The organism is Paenibacillus crassostreae, from assembly GCF_001857945.1.
In the GTDB taxonomy this organism is placed as follows: domain Bacteria; phylum Bacillota; class Bacilli; order Paenibacillales; family Paenibacillaceae; genus Paenibacillus_AQ; species Paenibacillus_AQ crassostreae.
In genome coordinates, this window is record NZ_CP017770.1 from 2,997,521 (window position 1) to 3,009,658 (window position 12,138).

A 12,138-nucleotide genomic window follows, 5' to 3' on the forward strand; every position below is an offset into this window, starting at 1 on the left:
TTCTTACACAGAACCTTCTCCACCTGTACTATAACTAGCGAAGGAAGGAGATGTTCAATATGCTGAACCATACAGTAGAAATGCGGGGAATTGTGAAGAAGTTTGGTTCGGTGATTGCGAGCGATCAAGTCGATTTTTCGGCAAATGCGGGTGAAATTCATGCACTGCTTGGTGAGAATGGAGCAGGAAAGAGTACGGTCATGAGTATGCTGTCTGGTGTGTACAGAGCAGATGAAGGAGAAATTCTCATTCGTGGCACGACTGCGAAAATTCGTTCCCCGAAAGACGCAGCATCACTTGGGGTTGGTATGGTGTTTCAGAACTTCAGACTGGTGCAGAGTCTTACGGCAGTGGAGAATATCGTGCTTGGCGAAAAGTCGTCTTTCTGGCGGGGCAGTCAGTGGATGAAGAAAAAGGTTGAGGAAATTGAGAAGTTGGCGGAGCACTTTGGTCTCGGATTTAAAGTGGATCTACCGATATGGCAGCTGTCTGTTGGAGAGCAACAACGTGTGGAAATTGTGAAGACACTCTATCGAGGCGCGGATATTATTATTTTGGATGAACCAACTTCGGTGCTAACTCCAGGTGAGGCGGATCAGTTATTCAATACGCTTCGTGTCATGAAGAATGAAGGTAAAACGGTTATCATGACAACGCATAAAATGAAAGAAGTTATGGCATCATCGGATTGCATTTCTGTGATGCGTAAAGGAAAAATGATCGCCACATTGGTAACAGCGGATACGGATGAACGGGAGTTAGCTCGATTGATGGTCGGTAGAGAGGTAACGATTAGTCGACAAGAACGAGAAGTCTCAGAGGGGAGTCCATTGCTGGTTGTGAAGAATATTGATGTTGATGCCGATCATGGTCGTAAGGCTTTGGATAACTTATCTCTTACGGTGTGTGAGGGGGAGATAGTTGGAGTCGCAGGTGTAGCTGGCAATGGACAGAAGGAACTTGCAGAAGTATTAACGGGATTGAGGATGTGGAAGAACGGTGAGATTTCTTTTGATGGCAGTACAGTGAAATCGGCATCTGTAAGAGGGGCTATCGATTCAGGTATCTCTCATGTTCCTGAGAATCGGATGAAGAGTGGACTTGCAGGCCGACTTGGTTCCGTCGACAATCTATTATTCAAATCCTATCGTAGCGAGGAACATTCTAAATTTGGTCTGTTGAAGGCAGGAAAGAATCGTTTATGGTCGCAGGGACTTGTGAGTAGATTCAATGTGAAGATACACGGGCTAGATACTCCGGTACAGCATTTGTCTGGTGGGAATCAACAGAAGTTACTATTTGCCAGAGAGATTAGTCATCAGCCCAAGTTGATGGTGGCTGTTCACCCTACTCAAGGGCTCGATGTTGGTGCCACAGCAGGAGTTCATGATCTGTTGATGGGGTTACGAGGCTCAGGTAGTGGTATTCTCCTCATATCGGAGGATCTGGATGAGCTTCTACAGCTATCCGATCGTATCCTTGTTATATATAATGGTTCCATTATTGGAGAAGAAACATATGAAAAGTCAGATCGGGAGACGATCGGATTGTTGATGGCGGGTATTCAAGACAGAGAGGGGAACTTCGTATGAGTCAATCCAACGGAAGCGATGCTGTGGTACTTGATTCGTCACAGCCCAACATCAAGGGCCATACTGGTAAACGGTGGCCATTTCAGCTTGAATATGACTCAAGTCGTACTCGTTCACCTTGGTGGACACCCTTTCTCTCTGTATTCCTAGCCTTGGTGTTATGTTCTATCTTCATTGCTGCTAACGGAATGAATCCCATAACGGTATATGAAAAAATGTTCCGTGGTGCTTTTGGTACCTCTTATGGGTTCACAGAAACGATAGTGAAGGCAATACCTCTACTGCTATGTGGTCTGGGTATTGCTATTGCCTACCGGATATCCATATGGAATATCGGAGCAGAAGGGCAGTTTACCGTTGGAGCCATGGGAGCGACTGCCGTCACGATTTATTTCCCTGGTCTACCCACTTTCTGGTCACTGTTGCTAATGATCCTATTCGGTTTCGCAGCGGGAGCGATCTGGGGATTGATGACGGCTGTGCCAAGGACACATTTCGGAGTGAATGAGCTTATTACTTCATTAATGTTGAATTATGTGGCACTGTTGGCGCTAGATTATGTCGTGTTCGGGCCTTGGAAAGATCCAGAAGGGTTTAACTTCCCAGGCTCATCGATGTTCACTGCTGCACAGTCATTACCTGTCTTGGGGAGCACACGGTTGCATCTTGGTATAGTATTTGGACTCGTCGCTGTATTGATCTATTACTTAATGATTCGCTTCACCCGTTGGGGATACGAACTTCGTTTAATCGGAGCTAATTCGATTGCTGCTCACTACGCAGGTATTCATATCAAGCGACATATTATTATTGTCATGCTGATCAGTGGCGGCTTAGCTGGTATAGCGGGAATGGCAGAGGTATCGGGGGTTACCCATAAATTGATGCAAGGCATATCCCCGGGTTATGGATATACAGCTATTATTGTAGCTTGGCTGGCGAAGTTGAATCCGATCGGGTTAATCGTTACTTCGGTGTTGTTCGGAGGTTTAATCGTTGGTGGATATAGTGTACAGACCATTGGGTTGCCTTCCTCGATCTCGGAAATGTTGCAAGGTTCCATCCTTTTCTTTGTCATTGCTGGAGATATGATTCACCGGTTCCGCGTTCGTCGGAACACATAAATAGAGATGACTACTTTAAGTGGATAGATAAGAGGAGTGTGGTACACATGGATTTCACGACTCAGTTATTAATAGCAGCGATTTCAGCAGGGACACCGCTTCTGTTGGCTACGCTGGGTGGCATATTGAATGAACGTGCCGGAATTATCCAACTTGGTGCTGAGGGACTGATGCTGATGGGTGCGGTCACAATTTGTATGGTATACATCCGGACGGGTAATTTGGCAGTAGCATTACTTGCAACCGTAGCGGTAACGGCGGTTCTAGGTTTACTGCATTCCTTCCTGTGTGTAACGTTACGGGCGAATCAGACGATGTCAGGGTTAGCTATGACTTTGTTTGGAAGTGGGCTCAGTGCTTATATTGGGAAGCCGATCAGCGGTATACCTTTGCCAGGTTCTTCACCTAAATTGCATCTAGGTTGGTTAGAACAGGTCCCTATCTTGGGGAAGGTATTTGGCAATATGGATTATTTAACGTGGTTTAGCTTACTAATGGTTCTGGTTCTGCATCTGCTAATTCACCGTACATCATGGGGTCTTCATTTACGGGCAGTTGGTGATAGCCCTGCTACGGCTGATGTTATGGGAATACGCGTACAGTTGATTCGCTACAGCTATGTGATAGCTGGCGCAATGCTCATTGGTCTTGCGGGTGCAAATATGGTATTGGCCTATGCCCCAACTTGGAATGAAGGGCTCACGGCAGGCCGGGGTTGGATAGCGGTTGGATTGGTTATATTCGCAAGATGGAATCCATTACGTGCATTGTTCTGTGCTTATTTCTTTGGGGCTCTTGATTCCCTTGGGTTCCGGATTCAACTGCTTGGAAGTGGCATACCACCTTATTTTCTCAAAATGATTCCATACATCGTCACGATCCTGGTGCTCATGTATCTGGGATACCGTAATCGCAACAAACCCTCCGGTACGCCAGAGGCGCTGGGTGTTCCATATGTACGAGAACAGCGGTTTTGATATCTGGTAATGGCTGATAGGAAAGGGGATGGGGGATATGGAGGAATTTCGTAATGGGCTGTTGTCACCACCTACTGTATACCAACCACGGGATTTGCGAGAGGCTTGGAATCTGAAGGAACAGTTGGGTGAAGACGTGGTATATATCTCTGGGGGAACCTTGCTTCGAACGCAATGGGAAGCTAGAACGGTCTCTATGCCAAAGTATTTGATTGATCTTCGTAATGTCTCAGGGCTGAAAGAGATCATGAGGAATAATAATTCTCTTTCTATTGGGTCTCAAGTCACATTATCTGAATGTCGGAAGAATGACAGACTGGGTTCAACAGCTCCTGCGGTTCAAGAGGCATTACGTAATATAGCCGCACCATCTATTCGTAATATAGCCACCATTGGGGGTAACATTTCTTCTGGGTATGGTGATATTCTTCCAGCACTACTCGTATACGATACGGAATTGACCTCTTTCGATGGAATGGTGATGTCCCGTGAGCCATTAGCGGATTGGTTGGATAGTCGGTGGAATAACCCTTTTCACAGACATCGAATTCTAACTACGATTGAGATTGTTCCTGTCCCAGAGCGGGAATTGGATATAAGTAGGATTGATATTTTTCAAAAGATAGGTCGTAGAGATGCCTTTACTGCATCGCTCGTCACGATCGCATTGACTGCTAATATGGATGCTGAACAAAAGATCCTTGAGGTACGAATTGCGGCAGGAGGTGGCTCTGGGCAACCGCAAAGATTAAGGGAAGCTGAGAATATACTGTTAGGTCAAGTATTCGAGCAGAGCATGCTGTCATCCGTTTATAAGGCGGTAGTGGATGGATTTGAGACATATAGTGACCCTTTTGCCACAGATAGCTATAAGAAAAAAGCTGCAGGCAATCTTATCGCATCTGAATTGTGGAAAGGATTACCGTTATAGTCAAGCAAGAGGGGGAAGAGGGATATGATCCTCAATAAGGAATCTAGCGGAAGTCGCTGGCGTACGCGACCTGATGGGTTGGATAAGGTATCGGGTAAGTTGCAATATTTAACCGACATGACGGTTGATGGGATGTTAGTGGGTCGTGTGCTCCGTAGCCATCATACCCATGCCCGCATATTGTCGATACGTACTTGGAAGGCTTTAGAAATTCCGGGTGTGCATGCTGTTCTCACTCATGAGGATGTTCCAGGATTGAATGGATTTGGGATTGCACATCCACATCAGCCTGTATTTTGTAGTGATCGTGTGCGCTACACAGGTGATGCGATTGCGGCGATTGCAGCGGATAACGATGAAATTGCTGAATATGCACTGTCCCTTATTGAAGTTGATTATGAGTTATTACCATTACTTGATGATCCAGAAGAAGCGATGAAGATGGATGCTATATTGTTACATGCAGAGGGAAATGTACTTCATCATACGAAATATCGTAAGGGAGAACCTGAAGTCGTATTTAAAGATTGTTGTCATATTGCGGAAGAGACGTACTGGACACCACGACAGATGCACACCTATATGGAAACTGAAGGTGGATTGTTTATACCTGAAGATAACGGTCGACTTACCGTATATTCGGCCACGCAGCATGGACTGATGGATCGTATACAGTTGTCGCGAATTCTGGACATACCACAAGAAGATATACGCGTCATTTCCAGTCCTATTGGAGGTTCCTTTGGGGGCAAAGATGAGCTGAACGTTCAGCCTTATGGAGCTTTATTAGCGTTACGAACACGCCGCCCGGTAAGACTGCATAACTCTCGTGCCGAATCCGTTCGAGCTGGATTGAAGCGTCACCCGATGAAGATCACGATGAGAACAGGTTGTGATGATGAAGGCAAGATTATTGCCCATCAGGTAAGAATTATCTCTGATACGGGTGCATATGCCACATTAGGGGCTGAGGTGTTGAATTTCGCAACCGAGCATGTCATGGGTCCTTATAGAATCGATCATGTAGAAGTAGAGGGTTTTGCTGTTTACACCAATAATGGTGTATCTGGTGAATTCCGCGGATTTGGTGGTAATCAAGCCATTTTTGCATTGGAGGGTCAGATCGATCGACTGGCTGAACAATTACAGATAGACCCATGGGAATTACGACGTCGTAATTTACGAGAATACGGTGACCTCGGCCCATTAGGTCAGGAGATCGCTCAGACCGATGGGGCCTTCCAAGTCTGGGAAGCATTAAGCAACTCGAAACTTATGGATGCCGATGATTCTAGATTGATTTCTAAGGATCAGCATATGAGAAATAATGAGCCATGGATTGTAACGGGAACGGGTGCCGCAATCGCTATGCATGGCGCAGGTCTTGGTTACGGTATTCCCGATCCTGCAGGAGGAAGACTGAAGCTAGCGATCGATGGCAAAATTGAAGCGATCTTCGGGTACGAGGAATTCGGTCAAGGGTTGATTGCTACGATGGAGCAAATGTTAATGGAACAATATGGTTTCGGCGCTGACGATATAAGAATCATCATTGGTGATACAGATGTCGTACCCGATAGTGGGTCATCCACAGCTTCACGGGCAACAAGTATGATGTGGATGGCTTTGAAGCGACTCCATCCGGAATTTACAGCTACATTATTAGAAGCTGCTGCGAGTCTTTCCAATATAGGGATTGAAGGTTTAAGGATTGGTCCTGGTGGCATTTGGAAACTAGATGAAGAGGTGTTAGTATCTTACAGCGAGTTGGCGAGAGGATTGACAGAGCCTATCGTTTGCGAGACGAAATTCAATTACCCGACAACGCCTCATCCAAGAGTAGGAGCTCACTTTCTGTACACGTATTCCGCAATCGCCGTCAGAGTAGAAGTGAATCTTCTGACAGGGCGCGTCCGTATAACCGATCAGTTTCATGTGGTGGCCGCAGGCCCTGTTGCAAACCCACAAGGGTATCTCGGTCAAATTGAGGGTGGGAGTAGTATGGCGGTTGGATTTACCTTATCCGAGGATGCTGTCATGTCAGAGGGGAATTATCTAACCAAGAATTTAGATACCTATTTAGTACCCACGATTATCGATATGAATGGCAAGATCGAAGTGCAAGCGATAGAGGATTTGCCAGATCACGATACCTATGGTCCGCGTGGCATTGGTGAGATCGGTTCGGTTCATTTAGCACCAGCAGTTGCCTCAGCAGTATTCCATGCCGTAGGCAAACGGGTAAGTCGACTGCCAATTGAACCTGAATCGCTGCAAGAAACGCCATTTATTCCACATAAGGCGGTGAAAATCCATGCCGGATAAATCTCTAGCAAGTGGAGATGTACGTAATAATACCTTCACACTGAACTGCTTGATTAATGGTAAGGCTATATCAACTGAAGTTCCAGCCGCTCGTCGTCTCCTCAACGTACTGCGTGAAGATATAGAACTATCGGGGACGAAGCGTGCATGTGAGATGGGACGATGTGGTGCTTGCATGGTTCTGATGGATGGGCATCCAGTTAATGCCTGTCTGACAATGGCTTATCAATGTACAGGAACAGAGATCACAACGATTGAAGGTTTGAGTGAAGTAGGGCTACATCCCGTTCAACAAGCATTTTTGGAGGAAGGTGGATTCCAATGTGGTTATTGTACACCGGGTATGGTTATTTCGGTGGTTGGGTTACTGGGGGAGAATCCACAACCTTCACAAGCAGAAGTGGAAGAAGCTTTATCAGGAAATATTTGTCGTTGTACAGGGTACGGAGGCATCATGCGTGCTGTGAATAAAGCGATTGAGAGAGAGGGATGAGTTAAGATGACAAATTCGATATCATCCGTAACACTTGATGAGGTCAATGGAATGAGTCAGGAAGAGTTTGTACAAAGTCTTGGTGGGATTTTTGAACATTCGCCTTGGGTAGCTGAGCGGGCGTATCGTCATATCCCATTTCGTTCTATTGAGCAACTCCATCAGGTCTTGTTGGAAACGGCGAGGAGTTCCGAACAGAGTCAGATAAAACGATTACTAAGATCCCATCCAGATCTAGCAACAAGAATGGAAGTCACGCCACTGTCTGCAGCTGAACAGCAAGGGGCTGGACTTGATCTGTTGACGGCAGAAGAATTTAATATCCTGACAGATTTGAATACAACGTATATGGAAAAATTTCAATTCCCTTTCATTCTCGCTGTACGTGGTAAGAATAAAGACGATATTATCAACGCTATAACTGAACGTTTGAATCACTCGGAGCAAGAGGAATGGATGCAAGCTTTGATAGAAATTGGGAAGATTACGAAGTTTCGCCTACAAGATTTAATAGTACAAGATAGCACAAAATCATAAGTATATAGATGTATACATTTATTTTAGGGAGAGTGTTAGCCATGCTAGAGCCTATTAACGGACGTACGATGTTTTATGGAAAACACGATGTTCTAACTTATCGTACTTATGCAAAACCACTGTTAGTCTCACCAATTTCGGAGTCTTCCTTCACAGGCTGCGATAACATTATATTCGCTCATAATATTTCATTCGCTGTGACGGGGGAAGCCTTTTTAACATCTTTCTCGCAAGGTGATAACTCGATGGTGGTAGCTACGGATTCCATGAAAAATTTCATTCTACGGAATTCAGCTGATTATACGGGAAGCACAACGGAAGGGTTACTTCAATTATTGAGTAGTCGATTCATGGATAGATATAATCATGTGACATCGATATCCATCACAGCGCACAGGATCCCTTTTGAACAAGTCATGGTTCCATGTAGTGAGGGTCTGAAACAAAGTCAGCTCGTCCTAAGGCACTCTAATAATGAGTCGTATTCCGCTTCACTTACAATGCAACGTGGAGAAGATGAACCAGAGGTAATATCACATGAATGCAACTTGAAGGATCTGCAATTGATAAAAGTTAGTGGAAGCTCGTTCTACGGTTTTGTGCAAGATGAATATACAACATTGCCAGAGAGTTATGATCGACCGCTATATATTTTCTTGAATATTGATTGGACTTACAGCGATGTCCAACATGCGCTTGATGGGGATGCTGGACAATATGTAGCCGTGGAACAGGTAAGGGATATTGCTCATAGTGCTTTTCATGAGCTTAGCAGTCCATCGATTCAATCACTTATATATCAGATTGGGATAAGAGTACTGACGCGTTTTCCGCAATTAGCTACGGTCTCTTTCGAGTCAAACAACCGTACGTGGGAGACGATTGTTGAGCCAACAGAAGGAAAAGGGGGAGTGTTTACAGAACCTCGTCCACCTTACGGATTCCAAGGCTTCTCTGTGAGTCGTGCAGATCTAGCGGAAGCTACAGGGACGTTAGTATGAATGGACGGTTAACGACTCATGTGCTTGATCTGTCAAGAGGGATTCCTGCAGCAGGTGTGGTAGTTCAATTGCGGAAATTAAGTGATGGTGATTACCTATTGTTGTGTCAAGCAGTGACGAACGATGATGGGAGATTGCATGCTCCGCTTCTAGATGGTGTTGGGATGGAAGTAGGGAGGTATGAGTTGCTGTTTGAGGTAGGGGATTATTTTAGGTTAACACAATTGGAAAGTACAAACGGTGGAACGGAGTTATTATTCCTCGAACAGATCCCTATTCGTTTCAATATAGACAACGTTAATGGACATTATCATATTCCGCTCCTAGTAGCCCCGGGAGGTTACAGCACGTATAGAGGTAGTTAGTGGAGATTGGATGACCGGAGGTGAGTACTTCATGAAGAACTCGTATGAACTTGTGATTAAGAATGGTGATGTGGTGTTGCCTGATGAAGTACTCAAGTTGGATATCGGAGTCATTGGAGGGAAAATCGTCGCACTGGGTGAGAATCTTCCAATAGAGCAAGATACGGAAGTCATCCATGCGGCAGGGCATTATGTATTACCGGGTATGATTGATATGCATGTTCACTTTAATGAGCCGGCGATGGGTCATTGGGAAGGATTCCGGAGCGGTTCAGCGTCGCTTGCAGCAGGTGGTTGTACGACGTATGCAGATATGCCACTAAACGGCAATCCGCCTACTGTGAATAAGGAAGCACTCAAGCTTAAAGTTGAAGCTGCTAATGGGAATTCAGCTGTTGACTATGTGCTATGGGGTGGTCTAGTCCCTGACAATCTGGATGACCTTGAGGATTTGTTTGCGGAAGGCGTTATCGGGTTTAAAGCTTTTCTATCCAATCCGGGTGGAGAGGGCGAGGGACGTTTCCGCGAAGTAGATAGCGATACGCTTTATCAAGGAATGCAACGAATTGCATCGTTTGGTGGAATCCTTGCGTTACACGCAGAAAGTGAAGATATTACATCAACGTTATCTACAGATGCTCAGAGAAATGGACGATGTAGCGCGCGTGATTTCGCGGCCACTCGTCCGGCTCATGCGGAGATAGAAGCTGTTGCAAGAGCACTATTATATAGTGAGCTTACAGGTTGTACATTACATTTTGTCCATATCAGTACGGCTGCTGCTGTCGAATTGATTCATGTTGCTAAGCTTCGCGGATTAGACGTTACCGTGGAGACTTGTCCTCATTATTTAATCTTAAATGAAGACCATATGGAAGACCTAGGGCCAGTAGCCAAATGTGCCCCTCCCTTGCGAAGTGAAGAGGAGAAAGAAAAGTTGTGGGCTATGTTGGAACTAGGCAAGATCGATCTTATCGCCTCGGATCACTCTCCTTGTCCAACGGAGTTAAAGATGAATTCTGGTCTGTCATTTGTTGATGCATGGGGTGGTATTTCAGGTGCACAGAGTAGTCTTGAACTGATGTTTCATGAGGGAGTGAACAAGCGTGGGATCCCAGTTACCTTGATTTCAAAATTACTTGCCGAGCTACCAGCGAAACGTTTCGGAATGGCGCATTGCAAAGGATCGATAGCCCTAGGATTGGATGCTGATCTGGTCCTGCTTAACCCGAGTTGTCCTTACATGCTAACTGTAGAAAACTTGCTGTATCGTCATAAACATAGTCCATATATCGGAATGACCTTATCCTGTAAAGTAACTTCTACCCTAAGTAGGGGGAAACTCGTGTACATTGCGGATGATGGTGTGATTGTAGCGGATGGTGGACAACAATTGCAGGTTAGGAAAGGGACGACTGTATGATGGGCACACCTGTGATTCAAGCGCCGGCTCTGGAGATGCTGAAGTTGCTTGATGCTTTAGCGGAATTTAGTGCTCCAGGTACTGGTGTGACTAGGTTACTCTATACGTCTGAATGGCGTCGAGCACAGCTTTTTATACAGGAGAGAATGATTGGGTTCGGACTAGACGTTACAGTTGATCAAGTAGGTAATGTGTATGGAAGGCTCCAGGGAGCTAATCCAGAGGATAAAGTGATTCTTACAGGTTCCCATATCGACACGGTCGTAAATGGTGGTAAATATGATGGAGCATATGGCATAGCGGCCGCAGTTACGGCAATTCATTATTTGCAACAGACCTTTGGACATCCACTTAGAACGCTGGAGGTAGTGTCCTTTTGTGAGGAAGAGGGTAGTCGATTTCCATTAACATTCTGGGGTTCAGGTCATGTTACTGGGATGTATGGAGGTGGGGAAATGGCAACCTGCGTTGATGCTGAGGGCGTATCACTGTTGACTGCCATGACGGATTCAGGATTTGGAGTTGGCTCTATTGAGGATGATCGTGATGAGCACGATAGAGGGACAGTGGGCAATAGGGTAGGAAGTAGGGCAATGGGCTTAGAGGCTGGGGCACGCAGAAGTGATATAGGTGCTTTTGTGGAATTGCATATTGAGCAAGGCATCATTCTCGAGAAGACGGAAACAGAAATTGGCATTGTGCAAGCTATTGTTGGACAAAGACGATATCGGATTAAGGTCAGTGGTGTAGCCAATCATGCGGGTACGACGCCGATGATGATGAGGCTGGATGCACTTGCTGGTTTGGCAGAAATGCTAATCCTCTTGGAGAGCTTAGCTCTAGAGGTGGGTGAGAATCTAGTGGCTACATGCGGTCGGTTGGAAGTGTTTCCGAATACGCCAAATGTCATCCCAGGTGAAGTCGTATTTACGCTTGATATTCGTCATAGCGAAGAAGAGGAACTAGGAGGATTCTGTGACCGTACCCTTTCAGGTTTTCGTGAGACAGCAATCAAGCGTGGACTGGAGATTGTTGTCTCACTAAGCCTCAGCACTCCTCCAGCACCCATGGACATGAAGCTATGTGCAATGTTGGAGAGTACATGTCAGAAGCGGGGAAAATCTTACCGCATGATGGTGAGCGGTGCAGGGCATGATGCCCAGTTATTTGCACCACAATGTGCTACTACGATGATTTTTGTACCGAGTCAAGCAGGCATCAGCCATTCTCCTGAAGAATATTCAACTCCTGAGGCGTTGGCTGCTGGATTAGATGTACTCACAACGATGTTGTATGAGTTGGCATATGTATAGACTGATATCCAAGTTATCCATGTCATGTTGCATTAACAATATTGGTTTAGCGAATGA

Annotated in this window: 11 protein-coding genes; all 11 read left to right on the forward strand. The window is 45.6% G+C overall.

Annotated features, from left to right (window positions below):
- Positions 1–59 precede the first annotated feature (59 nt).
- Genes LPB68_RS13715 through LPB68_RS13765 form a run of 11 tightly spaced genes read left to right on the forward strand, consistent with a single transcriptional unit; the run spans position 60 to position 12,081 of the window.
- Positions 60–1,592, forward strand: a complete 1,533-nt coding sequence (locus LPB68_RS13715) for an ABC transporter ATP-binding protein (RefSeq protein ID WP_068660292.1) — start codon at positions 60–62, stop codon at positions 1,590–1,592.
- Complete coding sequence (locus LPB68_RS13720; RefSeq protein ID WP_068660290.1) at positions 1,589–2,716, forward strand: ABC transporter permease; 1,128 nt, start codon at positions 1,589–1,591, stop codon at positions 2,714–2,716. Before LPB68_RS13715 ends, LPB68_RS13720 begins: the two co-directional genes overlap by 4 nt.
- Before the next feature lie 47 nt (positions 2,717–2,763).
- On the forward strand, positions 2,764–3,693 hold the full coding sequence (locus LPB68_RS13725) for an ABC transporter permease (protein WP_068660288.1): 930 nt from the start codon (positions 2,764–2,766) through the stop codon (positions 3,691–3,693).
- A gap of 37 nt (positions 3,694–3,730) precedes the next feature.
- The gene (locus LPB68_RS13730; protein ID WP_068660286.1) at positions 3,731–4,624 is read left to right on the forward strand and encodes an FAD binding domain-containing protein; all 894 of its coding nucleotides are present in this window, start codon (positions 3,731–3,733) and stop codon (positions 4,622–4,624) included.
- A 24-nt stretch (positions 4,625–4,648) separates the two neighbouring features.
- On the forward strand, positions 4,649–6,949 hold the full coding sequence (gene pucD / locus LPB68_RS13735; protein ID WP_068660284.1) for a xanthine dehydrogenase subunit D: 2,301 nt from the start codon (positions 4,649–4,651) through the stop codon (positions 6,947–6,949).
- On the forward strand, positions 6,939–7,442 hold the full coding sequence (locus LPB68_RS13740; protein ID WP_068660282.1) for a (2Fe-2S)-binding protein: 504 nt from the start codon (positions 6,939–6,941) through the stop codon (positions 7,440–7,442). Before pucD ends, LPB68_RS13740 begins: the two co-directional genes overlap by 11 nt.
- Before the next feature lie 6 nt (positions 7,443–7,448).
- Positions 7,449–7,979 (forward strand): 2-oxo-4-hydroxy-4-carboxy-5-ureidoimidazoline decarboxylase, encoded by a 531-nt coding sequence (gene uraD / locus LPB68_RS13745; RefSeq protein WP_068660280.1) that lies wholly within the window; start codon positions 7,449–7,451, stop codon positions 7,977–7,979.
- Between the two features lie 41 nt (positions 7,980–8,020).
- Positions 8,021–8,980, forward strand: coding sequence for a factor-independent urate hydroxylase (gene pucL, locus LPB68_RS13750; RefSeq protein ID WP_068660278.1), 960 nt, complete (start codon positions 8,021–8,023; stop codon positions 8,978–8,980).
- Entirely contained in the window at positions 8,977–9,345 is a 369-nt protein-coding gene (gene uraH, locus LPB68_RS13755) for a hydroxyisourate hydrolase (RefSeq protein WP_068660276.1), read from the forward strand. Before pucL ends, uraH begins: the two co-directional genes overlap by 4 nt.
- A gap of 31 nt (positions 9,346–9,376) precedes the next feature.
- Positions 9,377–10,768, forward strand: coding sequence for an allantoinase AllB (gene allB, locus LPB68_RS13760; protein WP_068660274.1), 1,392 nt, complete (start codon positions 9,377–9,379; stop codon positions 10,766–10,768).
- Positions 10,765–12,081 carry a M20 family metallo-hydrolase gene (locus tag LPB68_RS13765; RefSeq protein ID WP_232510280.1) on the forward strand — a complete coding sequence of 439 codons (1,317 nt, stop codon included), beginning with the start codon at positions 10,765–10,767 and terminating at the stop codon, positions 12,079–12,081. Before allB ends, LPB68_RS13765 begins: the two co-directional genes overlap by 4 nt.
- The last annotated feature ends 57 nt before the right edge of the window (positions 12,082–12,138 follow it).